A 17,713-nucleotide genomic window follows, 5' to 3' on the forward strand; every position below is an offset into this window, starting at 1 on the left:
TAATCTGATTCTAGCCCCAAAATAGATCATATGAATAAAGCAATTTTAACCTTTGTGATTTTCTGCGCAATGAACCTACTTGGTTTTACGCAAAGTCAATTTTCAGCCGTTGATTTTTCTAAAATAGAAAACGTAAAAGACTCTTTGTTATTTAATAGTGCGGTAAATGATTTACAGCATTATGTCAATGAAGATCAATTAGACCGAGCAGATGATATCGCTAACAAGCTTATTGAGCTTGGCCATGATATTAAGTATTTTAAAGGATTAGGTTTAGTATACAGGCTGAAAGGCGTTATTAATAACGAATTGAATAAGAGCATCGATTCTAACGAAAGTTTTGAAAAAGCCGTACTCAATTTTCAGAAAATTGATGATAAAAACGGCTTAGCAATGGTAAGTAATGATAGATACAATATCGAAAGAAATAAAGGTAATATAGAGCAAGCTGCTAACTACTTATTAGACGCCAAACTACATCGAGAACAATTAAATGATAGTGTAGGTCTTTCTGCAGTATACAATAATTTAGCAATCATTTATAAGGAACTTAATGATGTCCCAAATGCAGAAAAATATTACTTGAAGTCAATGAATTTGGGTAAGAAATTGAAGACCGATGGTGTAGGGCTGGTTATCAATAATTTAGCTTTATTATATACAGAAGGAGGAAAGCTTAAAGAGGCGCAGAAGCTTTTAGAAGAAGCATTAGTAATTAATAAAGCAGAAGATGATCTAAGGCATATGGCTCAATCATATAGTATTATGGCTAAAGTAGCGATGTATGGAAAGGAATATGAAAAAGCCAAAAAATTCTATGACACAACACAATGTGTTGGTACCCAAGCCAATTTCAAAATAATAGTGATAAATGCAAAACAACAATTAGGGATTATAGCACTTGAACAACAAGAATATGATAAAGCAGAGAAATATTTAGAAATAGCAAGAGAGGATTTGGTTAAATCAAATGTTACATCACTAATTTTGAAAAACTATAAACATTCATTTAAACTAGATTCGGCTAGAGGTAATTTATTAAACGCTATAGCTTGGCAAAAAAAATATCAGGAACTTTCTGATAAGAGAATGAACGATATTACCACAAAAAAGGTAGAAAACACAAAATCTAGATACGAAGCCGAGTTAGAACAACTTAAATTGATAGATGAAAAAGAGAAGCGAGAACAAAAAACAAAAGAAGAATTGTTCAGATATAGGTTATTAGCATTTATTAGTTTGGCAGTCATTGCAGTAATCTTAGTCTTTATGGTGCTTATTATCAAAACAAGGAAAGAAAGAAAAAGATATATTAAGGAACTCAATGAATCTAATCAGGTAAAAAACAAACTGTTTTCTATTATTTCTCATGATCTTAAAAATGAAATACATGGGTTAGAAAGTAGTCTTAATTTAATGAAAGAGGATGTAATATCAACTGATGAGTTTAGAGAAATAGTACCATTATTAGCTAATAGAACACATCAAACATCCATTTTACTTAATAATTTATTGAATTGGTCAAAATCACAAATGAAAGAGCTTAATGCACAACCTACCACTTTTGATATTACAGAGGTGATTAGTAATAAGTTCACTTTTTTTAAGCCAAAAGCTGAGAAAAAGGATATTAAACTGATTAATAAATTAGATCCTACCCTCATCTTCGCTGATAAAGATATGTTCGGGATCGTGGCTCAGAATCTGATTGCTAATGCGATAAAATTTTGTAATCCTGGTGATTCTATAGCTCTAGTATCTAAGGAAAAAGAAGATTATTATGAAATTTGTTTTGAGGATACTGGTATAGGTATTGATCCTAGTAATATTAATAAATTATTTGCAGAAGATACGTTTACTACTACAGGTACAGAAAACGAAACCGGAACAGGTCTTGGACTTAGGATATGTAAAGAATTGATTGAACTTAATCAAGGTAAGATACAAGTAGAAAGTACACCAGGAAAAGGAAGTGTTTTTTCAGTTTCTTTGCCAAAAGCCGCTTGAACTTAAGTTTACTTATCCATCAAGCTTCTAAATTGATAAAAGAACCGTTCTATAAGTCTTAAATCTTCTGTTATGATTTCTACAGAACCACGCATTTCTTGTTGGAAAGGTATTTCTTTATTATAAGTAGTGATGAGGTTTTTAGGAAGTTTTACATCGATAAGATATAATCCGTCCTTATCTGGTAACATAGATATATAATCCACGGTTCCCTGTAACATTCCGAATTCATCATCCGGAAAATTTTCTAATTTAATATTCGCTTTTTGCCCTAATTTTATTTTTCCAGAATTCTGAGTAGGAGCTTTTATTTTAGCCACATAAGAAGAAGATTCTTGAATCGGAATTACAATAAAAACAATGTCTCCGGCAGTTACATTTTGATTTACAAAACGATAATTAGAAAATGAAACACGTCCTTCGATATCCGATTGCAGCAAATACCTTAGTTCCCAGTCTTTAATGCTTTTCTTAAGTCTATTAAAGGACTGTAGTACTTTTAGTCTAAGATTATTTTCTTCTTTTGTTTTGTTTATTTCTGTATTTACAGATGTTTTATTTGCATTACCTATTGATTCAGTAATTTGCGAAATTTGGGCATCAATTGCTTTATAATTTCTCTCTACTCCGTAGTACTCAGATTCGCTTTGTTCATATTCTTGCTGAGAAATTCTACCTTTTTCAAATAACACTTTTTGTCTATTGAAATCTCTTTTCTTATTATCTAATTCTCTTTTGGAAAACTTCTTCTGATCAATTAAATTTTGCTTTCTTAAACGAAGTTCTGATAAAGAGTTCTTATTCGCTATAGCTTCATTAGAGAAAGGATTTAATCGCTTATTAAGTAAGTAATCTAAATAACTATTTTCGAATGTAGCGAAATCAGTTAAGATATCTCCAAGAATTAATGTTGGTAGTTCATCCAAAGGGAAACTAAATGATTTATTGCTTACAGTAATTGTATCAACAATCGCTTTAAGTTTAAATACATCTTCATAATTAGCGGTGTTTCTTAAAATTGCGAGGGGAGTACCCTCAGGAACTGTATCTCCTTCTTTTACCAAAATAGCCTCTATTTTTTCACTAACATTTGCTTGTTCTTTTTGTAAAGGAGCTTCTGTAGTAATAATAGCTTGTGCAGGAATAGTATCAGGATATTTAAGCATCCACGACAGAAATAATAATAATAGAATTAATACTAATATCAACAAATTTCCCCATCGTATCATCCAATGTGGTACTCTAGTTAAAATCTCTTGGACTTCTTCACTTCTTAATTGTATGTCTTCTAAATTATCTGGCATGTTACTTTCCTAATTCTAATTGATTTTTAACCAAATTATAATAGCTTCCTTTTTCTTTGATCAATGATTCATGATTTCCAACTTCTATAATCTCTCCTTTATCAAGTACTACAATCTGGTCCGCATTTTTAACCGTACTTAACCTGTGTGCTATTACCATAACCGTTTTATCTTTGAAGAAGGTGTCTAACTTTTCCATAATTACCTTTTCATTATTAGCGTCCAGAGCAGAAGTTGCTTCGTCAAAGAATAAAAATTTAGGGTTTTTATAGACCGCTCTAGCAATAAATAATCGTTGTTTTTGACCAGTACTTAACCCAACACCTTCCATTCCTATTTTGGTGTTATAAGATAGAGGTAGAGATTCTACAAACTCCTTGATATTAGCAACATCTACTGCGTGAGCTAATTTTTTCTTATCCACATAATCTTCTCCAACAGCAATGTTGTTAGCAATTGTATCATTAAATATATACCCCTCTTGCATTACAACTCCAAATTGATCTCTCCAAGATTTTTGAGATACGTTCTGTAAATCATGAGAACCAATAAATATTTGCCCTTCATCAGGTTCATAAAACTTTAGTAGAATTTTCATAAGAGTAGTCTTTCCACTACCACTCACACCCACTACTGCTGTTATTTTATTACCAGGAATAGAGAGTTTTAAATTTTGTAAGACAGGTTTGTCAGACCCAACATATCTAAAGCTAAGATTTTTAATTTCAAAACCAGAGTTATCAGGAATTTCTCGAATCTTTTCTTCACCGGATTTTTCTTCGTCTTCCTTATTATGAATTTCTCCAAGACGTTCTAATGAAATCTGAGCATCTTGTAATTCTCGTAAGAAATTAATCAATTGAGTAATAGGAGCATTTAATTGGCCAACAATAGATGTAATTGCTAGCATCATACCCAAAGTGATTTCTCCATCAATCACTAACACTGCAGAAAGTACAGTAATTAATATGTTTTTTAATTCGTTTATAAAAGCCGAACCAACACTTTGATATTGCTCTAAGGCAAGGTTTTCTATAGATATTTTAAAAAGTTTTGCTTGTACAAACTCCCAATTCCATCTTTTTCTTTTTTCAGCATTGTGGAGTTTAATTTCCTGCATACCATTTACCAACTCAATTACTTTACTCTGTTCTTCACTGATTTGAGAAAAACGTTTATAATCTAATTTCTTACGTTTTTTAAAGAATATTAATATCCAAGCAAAATAAAAGGCACTACCAATTGCAAAAACTGAAAAAATGGAGAAACTATAATAAATAAGAACGATACTAAAAACGATTAAATTCACCATCGAAAACAATACGTTTAATGACGACATGGTAAGTATCTGTTCAATCCTTTTGTGATCATTAATTCTCTGTAATAAATCTCCGGTCATTTTTACATCAAAATAGGAGATGGGTAGATTCATTAATTTGATGAAGAAATCTGAGATCAGAGAGATATTTATTCTAGTGCTTAAATGCAATAAAATCCAACTTCTTAGAACATCAATTAAAGTTCTTCCGATAAACAAAGATAATTGGGCGATTAATACTAGGTAAACAAAGTTGATATCTTCGTTTTTTATACCAACATCAACAATACTTTGTGTAAGAAACGGAGTGATTAATTGTAATAAACTCCCCGCAGTTAATCCAAGAATAAGCTGAAAAATGAATTTTTTGTATTGAAAAACATATTTAGATATAAATTTAAATCCAAACTCTTCATCTTTCTCATCGATATTATCATTATAGAATTTTGGTGTAGGTTCTACTAATAAGGCAACACCTTCTTCGGTAGTTTGATCGGCATTATTACCAATCCAAGCTTTAATGAATTCTTCTTTGGTATATGTAATTAAACCATGAGCAGGGTCTGATACATAAATTGTCATACCTCCCTTTTTGGTAGTTTTTACTTTGTAAACCACTACGTAATGCACTTTATTCCAATGTACTATGCATGGTAGAGGGACTTCTAATAATTGATCTAATGATAGTTTTACTCCTAAGGATCTAAATCCTATACTTTCTACTGCTTCGCTTAAACCGAGTAAAGAACTTCCTTCTCTTGTTGTTTCACTAAGTGATCTAAGTTTCTGAGTGTTTAGTACTTTTCCGTAATGTTTAGCTATAATTTTAATACAAGTAGGTCCACAATCTTTTGATTCGGCTTGTTTGTAAAAAGGAAATTTAGGCATTAAAAGTTTTAATTTTGAGTGATGAGTTGTTCTACAAAGAAAAGTAATTCTTTTTGATTATACTATCAAACTTGATTAGATACTAAATTGTTTACATGAATTAGTTTAACTAATTAGCAATTTGTTACCCATGAAAGATCAATTATTTTTAACTATTATTTTTATGTTGGTTGCGGAACTTTAATTTCTTCTGGTTGTAGAATTTCTAGTAATAACGTTTTTTCTAGTACAAAAGAAATCATCTTAGTTTTAAAATTCGCAATATTTTCTCCAAATTGTTTTAGGAAATCCTCATCTTCTGATAATTCATCATATAGCTCCTGTACAGAAACAGGTTCCATAAAATAGAGTAAAATACTATGCCAACCTACTAGATCTTTTTTATCCACTTTACCGTTATACGGAATGGTAAATTGTATAGTTATTGGATCTGTATTAAAATCAATGATACATTCTTTTTTTAAAACAAACTTTGTTGTTAATAGTTTTTCAATAGTTATATTTTCTACAAAATCATAAAAATCAAATATGTTTTGTAATCTAGAAGGTTTAATCTCAATGTCAAAACCTTGATCAGGAAATAATTTATGAAGTTTAGCCTTTATATTTTTATAGTACTCAGGGAAATGATACTGAAGTCTAGCTTCAATCTGTTCGCATGCAAAGATTGATTTTTTTGCAAACCCAATACAATGAATAAATTTAGAGATAAGAGGAACTGTACTTAAGTCAATGATCTCGGCAAAATTTGGTTGTACATTTTCGAATAGATATTGAACTTTTAACTTATCTTTTTCTGTAATTGCATATCCTAATTGCTGTTCGAAAATGGTATTAAAAATCCCAACATCTATTTGAGGAAAATGATGTTGGTTTTTTTCAATCAAACTTTTGGCCGTAGTATACAATTGTTTAAAATAATCATTGTTTTTTCCACCAATAAAACCAGCATTATGAGCTAAAATCTTTCCGTTTTTGTAGTAATTACTAATGAGCTCACTAGGAATAAAATCAAAACTGGCAAGCATATATTTAAATGTTTTTGCATACCCAGGAAAGTTGGTCTCAATATTTTGCGCAATGATATCATAGTGATTGATGTCGTAAGGGATTTTGTCCCAAATAAAAATATCATTATCCAAGTGTATAAAAGGTTCACTTTGTTCTGCACAGGTAACGAGTTTTCCGAAAGCCCATAGTTTTGGATGGTAATTGTTGATTTTTTCCAAACTAGTATAGATGTCAGAATAAGGTAATTCTAACATGTCGTCAAATAGTTCTTTACCTCTCTTGTCAGTAAATAGTTCATTTGACCTGTAAAATCTATTGATAGTTAGTGCGCTTAACGCGAAGCTGTAAAATGCATACTTTTGATTTGGCCAGCCACCATTAAATCGAGCATTTGCATCATCTGAATTGTGATATGTAGGTTTTGTCCAAAAGCTTTGAATTATTTTCATGATACTGTGTGTTTAAAAAAGAGGATGTTGTTAAACATCCTCTATAAATTAAGATGAATAAATCTTAGTAGTTAGGCTTACACCAAGTGTGCAGTTCAGTATCATAGTATAAGTACTGACCATTAATCCAAGACCCATGAGGAGGATACATTTTACCAGATGGACAATTTGGGTAAGACCCATATTCGTAACCACCAGTAATCTGCTTAGCTTCTTTTCTGTCTAAGATTTCACCTTTGATTTTTTTTAAAATTTCTGATTTTTTCATTTTACATGATTTTAAATTAATAATGATTTGATAGTATACTATTACTATATAATACGATGAAAAGGAGAAATGTTACTAGGGAGAAAATCACTTAAACGTTGTAGTGTTGATAAGTTGCTATAATTATCCGTTTTTTAACATAATACCAATACAGGTGTTAGTTAAAATGTTATTTTTTTATCAAAACATAATTTGATGGTATATGGTTTTAGAAGAAGGTTAATTGATTTTTAAAAAGGGGTATTTAAAAAAAGATTTTGGTAGCGATAAATAGTACTATTGAAGCTTCTAAAATGAAAAAGGAGTGTTTCCATAAAAAAACACTCCTTTTTAAAGTACAATTAAAAGTTTAGCGTAAACTCAACTTGGTGGTGGCTATTCCTTTTTCATTTTGGATTTGTACTAAGTACAGTCCTCTGGCTAATTCTCCTATTTCAAAATTAGTTCCTGGTTCAAAATCGCCTTCAAATTTCTTAGCTAATGAACCTGTGATATTATAAATAAATACTTTTTGTACAGATTCATCAATACTAAATGTAGTTTTAGCGGGGTTGGGGTATGCGTTAAAACTATTCCCATTAATAAAATCCTGAGTACTTAAACTGCGTTGTTGATTCGCATAGATTTTAAATTCACCAGGTTGTAATGAAATAACGGCATTTACATCAGTCACTTCTATAGAAGACCCTGCTTCATCTAATAAATCATACCATGTTCCGGTTTCTTGAAAAGTAGGATTGATAGAAATGGTACTAACTCCAAAATTTCCAATAATGGTTACATATTCTATTTCATCTCCTGTGGCAGAAGCGTCTGTTAGTTGAATTTTCTTTGATGTGGCAGATGATAATGATAATGTAAAGTCATTAGTGGCAAATATCTTCTCGTTTAACTTCAAATTAATTAATTTAGTATATACATCATATACGTCCGTTCTGTCGGTAACGTTTAAATAATCCCAACGTATAGGTTTAGGGTTTGTTCTGCACCCATCATCGATGGTTGCATCCTCGCATCTATTGATACTAAAACCATACCCTAATTCACCAAATTGCCAAATCATTTTTGGTCCTGGAATAGTAAAGTAAAAAGCACCTGCGAGTTCTACTCTATCCAATGCAGTAGATAGTTCGGTTATATCATAGGTTGGAGAATTAGTGTCATTTCCGAATTGAATGTTTTTATACATTAAACGTTCTTCGTCGTGACTCTCCATATAACTAATATTTGATGGAGTAGTCCAACCACGTGCTAGATAAGAAACGGATTGAAAATTAGAATCTCCATAGCCCATGGTGGCTTGATTATAGTTGAAATTACTATTTCCCCAAACAAGCATACCTTCATTAATTAAGATAGTTTCTTCAGAATTTGGAGCGAAATGTTCAAGAATAACATATGCATTGGTGTCAACAGCTTGAATCGCTGTATTCATTCTGGTAAGTATATCAATTCGGCTTTGATCAAATGACCCTCCATCACCAATAGTGTTAGTAAACCCTTTGGTGAAGTCAAATCTAAAACCATCAATATTGTATTCTGTTAACCAATATTCGTTTAATCGATCAATATAATCTTCTGTAGCTTGTGATTCGTGATCTATATCATTAAAGAATGAAAAAGTCGGATTAGAATCAGTTTCTCTAAATATTGGGTTCTCCGCGGTCGCCTGACCATTATAGCAACCATTACAATCATTCCACATTCTATAATAAGGATTTTGACCAGTAGCATGATTGTAAACAACATCTAATATAACCGCAATTCCTCTGGCATGACATTCATCTATAAATTGTTTAAATGCAGTAGGAGTTCCATAATACTTATCCAATGCCATGTGAAATGAAGGGTTGTATCCCCAACTAATGTTTCCATCAAATTCTGAAACAGGCATTAATTCGATTGCATTGATGCCTAAATCCTCTAAGTAATCAAGTCTTGCTTTTACAGCATCAAACGAATGTAAAGCATCAAAATCTCTTATTAATAATTCATAAATAACTAAATCAGTTACTTCAGGTCTTTGGAAATTTGTAGTCTGCCAAATATAATCAGCTTCTCCAGTTTTAAACCAAGATACTGCATCATTAGTTTTTCCGGTAGGATAGCTTGGCAAATCAGGAAAAGTTACGTTATCAATAAATACATCATTAAATTCAGATAATATTAAGGTAGAGTAGGGGTCTGCTACCGAAATAGAAGCGTCCACTACATATTGATATAATATATCAGCATTATCAGTTAAATTATCTAAAGTAATCCAAAACCTGTCTTGTGTACTATCTTTATTTAATAGATATGTGTTATCAAGAGTCCAATCATTATTGTTGAAATTTCCTTTTAAGTGAACATAGTTTTTTGCAGGAGCATATAATACAAAGGTAGCAGAAGTTCCATTTAGATTTAATCCATCTTTCATACCAGCAGGTACAGGAGCTTCGGTAACTACAGGGGTAGTAATAGCAGAAAAAGTTTCTGATAAAGAGTTTGTTGTTCCAGTTTCTGTAGCCACTAACTCAAAATCTACTCCTTCTGTGATTGTATAATTAGTAGTGTAATTTGTAATATTTGCTTGAGTGTTTACTGATGTTCCGTTAGCAAAAAGTTCAAAATCTGCATTTACAGTAGAAGTAGCAGTAATAGTAAGATCATTTCCATTATCAATGATGCTTACGGATTCGGTAGGAGCATCCAAAGTAAGTTGAAAGATACCTACGTTAACCACATTGTCTTGAGTTTTATTGTCACCAGTACCATCCTGAGCTTTCGCTAACATACCTATACGATCAATCCCAGTAGCACCATAAAAAGTAGTTGGTGTTAATGTAATGGAATACGTTCCATTTCCATTATCATTAAAGACCTGAGGTTGAGCACTATTTGATGAATCTGTCCAATCACCATTATTCGGAGAGTTGATGGCAGCTGTTGCAGTTGGGCTATCAAAATACCATGCCCATAAATATAAGTCTGTTGTCCCCCATGCACTAAGATCTACTCCAGATACAGTAATTGTGATTTCATCATCTTCGTTAAAAGCTGAAGGAGTAATTGTAAAAGTTGCATTTTGTTGTTGGGCATTAGACATAATGAGTCCTAGAAAGAACATAAATAATAAAGTAAACTTTTTCATGACGCTATATGTTTAAAGCAAAAAGGCTGTTAATTTAATAACAGCCTTTTCTATGTTTATATTTAACTATTGTGGTGTTAAAGTATATGTATAATTGTTAGGATTACTTAAGTCCAAAGTAACCATGTAAGTTCCAGCGGTATCCACACTAAGGTTTCCTCCATTAAATCCTAGTTGACCATCTTCTGCACCTGTACCTAGATTATCCTGTGGATCATCCCAGTTATCATTAGCTCTAAACTTGAATTCATCAACAGTTAAATCAATTACAATACTCCAAGTTTGAGAAGCAGCATCATAGGTTAGATCTGTATCACTATCCCATCCAGTTGGCGTAGCAGCTCCAATAATACCCCACACTTGTTTTCTTGATGTCCAAGTAATGTTTTCTGGATCGGTGAAATCCGCATCTATTTTATAGTACCCAGCTTCAGAAACTCTCATGTTCGATTCTCCTTCTTGTACTAAAATTCCTGAAGATCCACTTCCGTCAGCATCTCCATAATCTCCTTCAAAACTAGTATTGGTAGGTAATACTTTAAACTCCGGACTAGCATTGTTTAAGAAAATATATCCTTGAAAAGCAGTTGCTCCAAACTCAGCAGCTTCAATAGTTGGTAAAGTAGCCGCAGGTGTCCAATCGTCACCATACCCACCAGCACTTAGGAAGTTACCGATTATAAAAAACTTAGGCGCTTCTGTAGTAAACGGGGTTACAACAACAATTCTTGATTCAGAATATTGAGGTTCTCCAGCTCCAACATTTGCGGCAATTCTAACTTCTACGTTAGAAGGCTCTCCTGGAGCTAAACCTAATGCTAAAGCTGCGTTATTAAAAGAATCTACGGATACAGGAATTTGTAATGAACTACCACTCCCTAGTTCTTGAGCAGAAGCGAATTCATTTCCTTCAGTGTCAACTTGAATAATATAGTTTGTAGCAGAATCAAAATTGAAATCTGCATCTGTAAATGTAAACCTCTCTGCAAGTAGATCTTTAGTTTCAAAAGTAAATACATAAGAAGTTCCAGCTTCTGGAGCAGTTAATACAGGAGCTTCGGCTAATTCAAAAATTGGTCTATCTTCTATGTTGTCATCACTTGTACATCCAATAAATAATGTACTTAGTATAGCTAATGTTAAAAATATTTTTTTCATTTTATATAATTTTTTAATAACCTGAGTTTTGATTAATGTTTGGATTTGCTACTAATTCAGTAGATGGGATTGGGAAAAGGCTTATGTGTGGAGGTAGTGGAGAACCATTGGTTGCACCATTTTTAAATGGCCATAAATAGGTTCCTCCGGTAAATTGTTCGAATCTTATTAGATCCGTTCTTCGTTGGCCTTCCCAGTATAATTCTCTTCCTCTTTCGTCGAGTAAGAAGTCTAATGTTAGATCTCCAGCATTTATATTTCCGCTAGAGTCACCATAAGCACGTTCTCTTAATTGATTAACATACCCTACAGCATCATTAGGGGTACCTCCTGTACCGCCTCTTACTACAGCTTCGGCATAGTTTAAGAAAACTTCTCCAAGTCTAAACATGTGAAAATCAGCATCTACGTGAGTGCCTGTTCCATCTGATCCTGGTGCTAAATCAACCCCAACATTTCTCCATTTTTGTATTGCATACCCATCAGAATAATTAGAAAGCGTTGCAATTTCAAGAGTTTGACCGCTAGAATAAAATTTTCCTCTTGAGTCATTCCAAAGTGGTTGAGAGGCAATCGAAACTGCCATCGCTGGTGCTGGTACTTCAGTACCATTATTTGTGATAACACCAGTCAAAAAGTCATAGTTATATACCTCGTTTGAGTCAAAGTTAGGATTAATGTTATTTTCATCAGATCCTAGGTATTCGAAATCACCGTCGGCATCAAATGCTTTTAATGTACCAGCATCTTCAGCTAATAACCTTAAATCATTATCATATTCATAGATTTCAAAAGATCCATTACTACTGCCAAATAAATCGACAAAAGCTTCTGTAGTTCGTACTCCAAACCATCCACCATCTATACCAAATGCTCTAGGTCGAATATTTCCACCAATTGGTGCATGTGTTAAGAAAGTAGTTCCTCCAAAAGATTGCGTATTAATTCCATCAAAAGCAACACTAAAAATACTTTCGCTTTGAGAACCATTGAAATTATTGTCTGCTAAGAAAAGTTTCTGATAATCATCAACTAAAGAAAAACCTGCGTTCAATATTTTATTAGTGTATTCTAAACTTTCGGTATACATTTCTACACCGGTATATACTTCTGCATTTAAATAAAGTTTTGACAATAGCATCCATACAGCAGCTTGGTCAGCTCTTGGATACGAATTTGTTCGTGGTGCTGGCATTTCATCTTCGATAGCTAATAATTCAGATACCACAAAATCAAATGCTTCTTTTCTAGAGATTTGTGGAGGAATAAAACCAACTACTGGATTATCTTCTGTGAAGAAAGCAATATTTCCAAACATATCGACTAGATGAAAATGACTTAATGCTCTTAAGAAACGGGCTTCTGCTCTAAATCCTTGAATTTCTGATCTTAGAGCAGCGGAAACTCCCCTTGAATCTAATTTCCCATCAGTCGTTTGACGTAAAAATTCGTTTACTGATGAAACCTGAAAGTTAGCTCTATCATAGAATGCTCTTACAAAAGCATTACTAGAGGTCCATTGTCCAAAATTCAGTACAGGTAAATCAGGATCTCCCCAAGCAATTACGGCTTCATCTGTTGGTAATTCTTGTAGTTGCCAAAACCCTCTTAAGTATTGACCGAAACCTGCATCAATACCAGAAATATCACTGTTACCTGGCCCTAATTGTCCACTTACTGCTAGTCCAGAGTATAATTTACCAAGAGCTTGCAAATATGCTTGATCAGAACTAAAGAATTCGTCTGTAGTTTGATTCTGATCATCATTAACTTCAACATCTAAATCATCAGTACATGATCCCATAGATAATAGGAAGGCACATATACCAATGTTTACTAAGTTTTTAAATTTTATCTTCATTGCATTAATTTTTTTAAAAGTCCAAATTAACTCCAAATTGGTATGTTCTCGGTCTAGGATATATAGTACTATCAAAACCACTACTGATTTCTGGATCTATACCGGTATAATCAGTAATAATTAAAACATTATTCACTGTTCCGTACAATTTCATATCAATATTCTTATAGTTTAAGAAATTCTTAAAAGTGTATCCTAAAGAGATGTTATCTAATTTTAGGAATGAAGCATCTTGGATATAATAATCAGAAGAAAACCTATCAACTCCACCATCAAAAAAGTTAGACTGTAATAAGTCTGTAGTAGTGTTAGAAAGCGTATTCTGGAAATTCAAAATTCTTCTTCCATTACTTCCTGCATCTACAAAATTATAATTATAATTCCCTACACTACCTCTCCAGAACATACTGAAGTTCCAGTTTTTATAATCTAAGATGGTATTAAAACCATAAAAGAAATCTGCTGCGGGTTTTCGGTAGATGTATTTATCTTTTTCATTGATGATATTGTCATTGTTCCTATCAACATAAGCTCCTTCTACAGGCACACCATTCGCATCATATATTTGCTCAAATACCCAATAAGAATTAGGAGCAAAACCTACGGTTTGGATGTTGATATTACTTCCAACAAAACCTGTGTTAAAAAAACCTTCGAAATTAGGATTGTCTACAGCAAATAATTCTGTAACTTCTCCTTTTTGAAAAGTTATATTACCTCCAATTTGCCACCTTAAGTTTTCCGTTTGTATAGGAGTAACATTTAAAGAAAGTTCAAGACCTTCATTTGTAAGGTTACCTAGGTTAACATCATCTTCGTTTGATAAACTACCACTAGGAAGAGCAGCTAAGAATAAAAGATCTTCAGTTTCTTTTCTATAGACGTCTACAGAACCTGATACTCTACCGTTAAAAAGTCCATAATCTAAACCTATATTGTACTGAGTAGTAGTTTCCCAAGTTAAATCTGGGTTATAAGGAAGTGCTAGTCCGGTAGAAATAAAGATTGGAGTTCCATCTGGTTCCTGACCAATTTGGTATTGTGATTGCGGATCACTAGTTAATATTCTAGCCAGGGAAGGTGTAGCATCACCAATACTTTGTTGTGGGGTAACCCCATAACTTACTCTAAATTTTAATTGAGAAATTAGATTAGAGTCTTTTAAGAAATTTTCATTATGTGCATTCCAAGAAAAAGCTCCAGATGGACTGCTTGTCCACTGATTTTCAAGACCAGAAAATCTGGAAGTTGCATCTCTTCTGAAACTTCCTGTGAAAATATATTTATCAGCGATAGAAATCGTAGCTCTTCCGAAAAAACCTAATAATACTTCTCGTGGATTATTAAAAGGATTATCTATTTCTACAAGATCAAATCCTCTACTAAAATTATTCCCGCTATCCAGAAATTTCTGGTAAGAATATCCTGCAGTTACATCAAAAATAGTGTTTAAGCTTTCGACATCTTTTCTGTAATTTAGATAGAAATCAAAAAGTAAGTTTTCTCTTTTTTGTTCAGATCTACTAAAGCTATCATTTCCGGTTCGAGCAGCATTCGCTACTGAATTAGCGGATGTAATATTTTCAGTTTTAGCACTTGCTATTTCATATCCTACATTTAAGTTTGCTCTTAACTCTGGTAAGAAGTGAAATTTATAATCTACTTCTAAGTTACCTAGACTTCTAAAAATTAAACCACGACTATCATTCTGCTCTAAAGCAGCTACTGGATTTTGTCCTGCAAGAGCAATGGCATTACCACTGCCATCTAACCATTGAAAGTAATTCCCGAAATTATTATCCTGGAAAACTGGTTGTGTAGGATCAAAACCAAGAGCTGCTCCAATATTTGTAGTTGCATACGTGTAGTCTTCGATAGCTGTTTTAATATTAGTATTAATTCTTAAATGATTATCAAAGAATTTTGTTCTGATATTAGTTGACAAAGAGGTTCTGTCTAACTGATCAGTCTTGATAAGTCCTTCCTCACTAAGTAAACCAAGTGATACTCTATAATTAATCCAATCCCAACCACTGGAAAGACTAATGTTATGATTTGTAGATACAGCATTTTGAAGAATCTCATCTTGCCAATCCGTATTTTCTGTTCCTAATAAATCAATTTGTGCTTGAGATCCATTAGCAGTAACATATTCTCTAAATTGATTCCCATCAAGAGCTTCAATTTTGTCAACTATTTCGGAGAATGTAACATTTCCGTTATAATTAAATTTTAGCTTACCATCTGTGTTTAGCCCCTTTTTTGTTGTTATAATAATTACCCCATTAGAAGCTCTAAAACCATAAATTGCTGTTGCCGATGCATCTTTAAGTACGGTAAAGGATTCGATATCGTTTGGATTAATCGAATTTAGATTATTTCTTGTTCCTCCAGGTCCTGGATCTAATGGAACACCATCTACAATAATTAATGGATTGTTAGATGCGTTAAGAGATGACCCTCCTCTAATTCTAATGGTAGACCCTTCACCAGGAGCACCACCATTATCGATTACAGTAACACCTGCTGTACGTCCTTTGATCAATTGATCAGGAGAAGCATTTACACCTTGATTAAAATCATCCGCGGTAACGGTAGTAACAGAACCTGTTAAGTCCTTCTTTCTTACGGATCCATAACCAATGACCACTACTTGTTCTAGTTCTGCAGCATCTTCTTGTAATGCAACATCAATTCTACTTGTCCCAGAGTATGTAAATTCCTGTGCAATAAAGCCAACATAAGAGAACTCAATAATGTCTCCATTGTTAACCCCATTTAGTACATAATTTCCATCAAAATCTGATGAAGTTCCGTTTGTTGTTCCCTTTATGATGATGTTTACACCCGGAATAGGTTGACCATTTCCAGCATCCGTAACAGTACCACTGACCGACGACTGTGCAAAAAAGCTCATTGGTATCAACCACAATAAAAACAATGCGCTTTTAGTAAATGTTTTCATAAAAATTTAAATTAGTTTTTAATTGTTTTTAGCCTTATATTTTCACTTTCTGGAGTCCAAAGTATGTAAAATCTATGTTAAATTTCAGCTACGGTGTAGCCGTAACCTTACTCAAACGTTTGCGTGTGGATAACTTTTAAAATTCTGTTAAAATTTTAAGGGTAATTGTGATCATATCGCATATTTTCGCACTAAACTTTAACTTTTAATAAAAAATTCGAGGGAAATGAAGCAAAAAGTTACGTTAAAACAAATAGCAAAAGAATTAGATGTATCTATTTCAACCGTGTCAAAAGCACTAAAAGATAGTGTAGAGATTAGTTTAGATACTCGACAAAAGGTAAAAGCCTTCGCTAAGTTGTATAATTATAAGCCTAACAACATTGCGCTTAGCCTAAAAAACAGAAAAACAAAGACAATTGGTGTTATTATTCCAGAGATAGTTCATCACTTTTTTACCACTGTTATTGGTGGTGTTGAGAAGGTTGCTAATGAAAAAGGATATAACGTAATTATCTGTTCTTCAAATAATTCTTTTGATAAAGAAGTGATAAATCTGGAGATGTTGGCTAGTGGTAGTGCAGATGGTTTCATCTTATCAGTAGCAAAAGAAACACAGCAAAAAAAAGATTACCATCATATAGAAGAGACAATGAGTCAGGGAATGCCAGTCGTTCTTTTTGATAGAATTATTGATGAATTAGTATGTGATAAAGTTATTATTGATGATGGAAAAGGAGCTCAAACCGCTACAAATCATTTGCTATCTTTAGGATGTAAAAAGATTGCAATTCTTACTACTGTTGATTATATCAGTGTAGGTAAGTTAAGGACTAATGGATATCTTAGGGCATTAAGAGCTTATGATATTACGGCTAGAGAAGATTATATCTTAAAAATTGAAGATATTGATAATTGTGAAGCCGAAATATCTAATTTTCTTCAAAATAAAGATGTGGATGCGATATTCGCAGTAAATGAACTTTTTGCTGTTACGGCAGCCAGAGTTCTGAATGATCAAGGGAAAAAAGTACCAGATGATGTTTCAATAGTTGGTTTTACGGATGGTATTTTATCAAAACATTTTATTCCTAGTTTAACAACAATTAGTCAGCATGGAGAAGAGATGGGTGTTAGAGCTGCAAAACTACTTATAGATAAGCTTGAGGGAGAAGAAGATGTTCCTGAAGAATATAAAACAGTGATCATAGATACAAGCTTGATCCAAAGACAATCCACAAAAAAATAACATACTAAAATTATTTTATTTAAAATATTATAATATATTTGACTCCTATCAGAACTTATATTTTCACTTTCTACTAACATAAGTTTTGATAAGTGTACGCGC

10 protein-coding genes are annotated in these 17,713 nt (G+C 32.7%); 2 read left to right on the plus strand and 8 right to left on the minus strand.

The annotated features are described in order from the left end of the window. The first annotated feature begins 30 nt into the window (after window positions 1-30). Window positions 31-2,007 (plus strand): ATP-binding protein, encoded by a 1,977-nt coding sequence (locus J8L88_RS14000; RefSeq protein ID WP_211061015.1) that lies wholly within the window; start codon window positions 31-33, stop codon window positions 2,005-2,007. A gap of 8 nt (window positions 2,008-2,015) precedes the next feature. On the opposite strand, the gene J8L88_RS14005 is transcribed toward J8L88_RS14000, so the two are convergent. The 8 genes from J8L88_RS14005 to J8L88_RS14040 all read right to left on the minus strand — a co-directional run bounded on the left by J8L88_RS14005 (window position 2,016) and on the right by J8L88_RS14040 (window position 16,362). Further along, window positions 2,016-3,311, minus strand: coding sequence for an HlyD family secretion protein (locus J8L88_RS14005; protein WP_027394051.1), 1,296 nt, complete (start codon window positions 3,309-3,311; stop codon window positions 2,016-2,018). A gap of 1 nt (window position 3,312) precedes the next feature. Then, window positions 3,313-5,517 carry a peptidase domain-containing ABC transporter gene (locus tag J8L88_RS14010; RefSeq protein WP_211061016.1) on the minus strand — a complete coding sequence of 735 codons (2,205 nt, stop codon included), beginning with the start codon at window positions 5,515-5,517 and terminating at the stop codon, window positions 3,313-3,315. A 161-nt stretch (window positions 5,518-5,678) separates the two neighbouring features. Further along, entirely contained in the window at window positions 5,679-6,977 is a 1,299-nt protein-coding gene (locus tag J8L88_RS14015) for a DUF6734 family protein (RefSeq protein WP_211061017.1), read from the minus strand. 64 nt (window positions 6,978-7,041) lie between these two features. Next, on the minus strand, window positions 7,042-7,245 hold the full coding sequence (locus J8L88_RS14020) for a hypothetical protein (RefSeq protein ID WP_027394054.1): 204 nt from the start codon (window positions 7,243-7,245) through the stop codon (window positions 7,042-7,044). Window positions 7,246-7,594: 349 nt separating this feature from the next. Beyond that, on the minus strand, window positions 7,595-10,378 hold the full coding sequence (locus J8L88_RS14025; RefSeq protein ID WP_247666482.1) for an alpha-amylase family glycosyl hydrolase: 2,784 nt from the start codon (window positions 10,376-10,378) through the stop codon (window positions 7,595-7,597). A 66-nt stretch (window positions 10,379-10,444) separates the two neighbouring features. Beyond that, window positions 10,445-11,536 (minus strand): SusE domain-containing protein, encoded by a 1,092-nt coding sequence (locus tag J8L88_RS14030; protein WP_211061018.1) that lies wholly within the window; start codon window positions 11,534-11,536, stop codon window positions 10,445-10,447. A 13-nt stretch (window positions 11,537-11,549) separates the two neighbouring features. Next, window positions 11,550-13,397: a RagB/SusD family nutrient uptake outer membrane protein gene (locus J8L88_RS23565; RefSeq protein ID WP_247666483.1), complete on the minus strand. Its 1,848-nt coding sequence runs from the start codon at window positions 13,395-13,397 to the stop codon at window positions 11,550-11,552. A 13-nt stretch (window positions 13,398-13,410) separates the two neighbouring features. Next, the gene (locus J8L88_RS14040; RefSeq protein WP_211061019.1) at window positions 13,411-16,362 is read right to left on the minus strand and encodes a SusC/RagA family TonB-linked outer membrane protein; all 2,952 of its coding nucleotides are present in this window, start codon (window positions 16,360-16,362) and stop codon (window positions 13,411-13,413) included. Window positions 16,363-16,588: 226 nt separating this feature from the next. On the opposite strand from J8L88_RS14040, the gene J8L88_RS14045 reads away from it, so the two are divergent. Next, window positions 16,589-17,611, plus strand: a complete 1,023-nt coding sequence (locus tag J8L88_RS14045; RefSeq protein ID WP_027394059.1) for a LacI family DNA-binding transcriptional regulator — start codon at window positions 16,589-16,591, stop codon at window positions 17,609-17,611. Window positions 17,612-17,713: the final 102 nt, after the last annotated feature.

This window comes from Aquimarina sp. MMG015, assembly GCF_018100855.1.
GTDB classification, from domain to species: domain Bacteria; phylum Bacteroidota; class Bacteroidia; order Flavobacteriales; family Flavobacteriaceae; genus Aquimarina; species Aquimarina latercula.

Bases quoted from the DNA above. Each gene is read 5' to 3' on its own strand.
- J8L88_RS14000 (WP_211061015.1), top strand. From the start codon at position 31: ATGAATAAAGCAATTTTAACCTTTGTGATTTTCTGCGCAATGAACCTA.
- J8L88_RS14005 (WP_027394051.1), bottom strand. From the start codon at position 3,311: ATGCCAGATAATTTAGAAGACATACAATTAAGAAGTGAAGAAGTCCAA.
- J8L88_RS14010 (WP_211061016.1), bottom strand. From the start codon at position 5,517: ATGCCTAAATTTCCTTTTTACAAACAAGCCGAATCAAAAGATTGTGGA.
- J8L88_RS14015 (WP_211061017.1), bottom strand. From the start codon at position 6,977: ATGAAAATAATTCAAAGCTTTTGGACAAAACCTACATATCACAATTCA.
- J8L88_RS14020 (WP_027394054.1), bottom strand. From the start codon at position 7,245: ATGAAAAAATCAGAAATTTTAAAAAAAATCAAAGGTGAAATCTTAGAC.
- J8L88_RS14025 (WP_247666482.1), bottom strand. From the start codon at position 10,378: ATGAAAAAGTTTACTTTATTATTTATGTTCTTTCTAGGACTCATTATG.
- J8L88_RS14030 (WP_211061018.1), bottom strand. From the start codon at position 11,536: ATGAAAAAAATATTTTTAACATTAGCTATACTAAGTACATTATTTATT.
- J8L88_RS23565 (WP_247666483.1), bottom strand. From the start codon at position 13,397: ATGAAGATAAAATTTAAAAACTTAGTAAACATTGGTATATGTGCCTTC.
- J8L88_RS14040 (WP_211061019.1), bottom strand. From the start codon at position 16,362: ATGAAAACATTTACTAAAAGCGCATTGTTTTTATTGTGGTTGATACCA.
- J8L88_RS14045 (WP_027394059.1), top strand. From the start codon at position 16,589: ATGAAGCAAAAAGTTACGTTAAAACAAATAGCAAAAGAATTAGATGTA.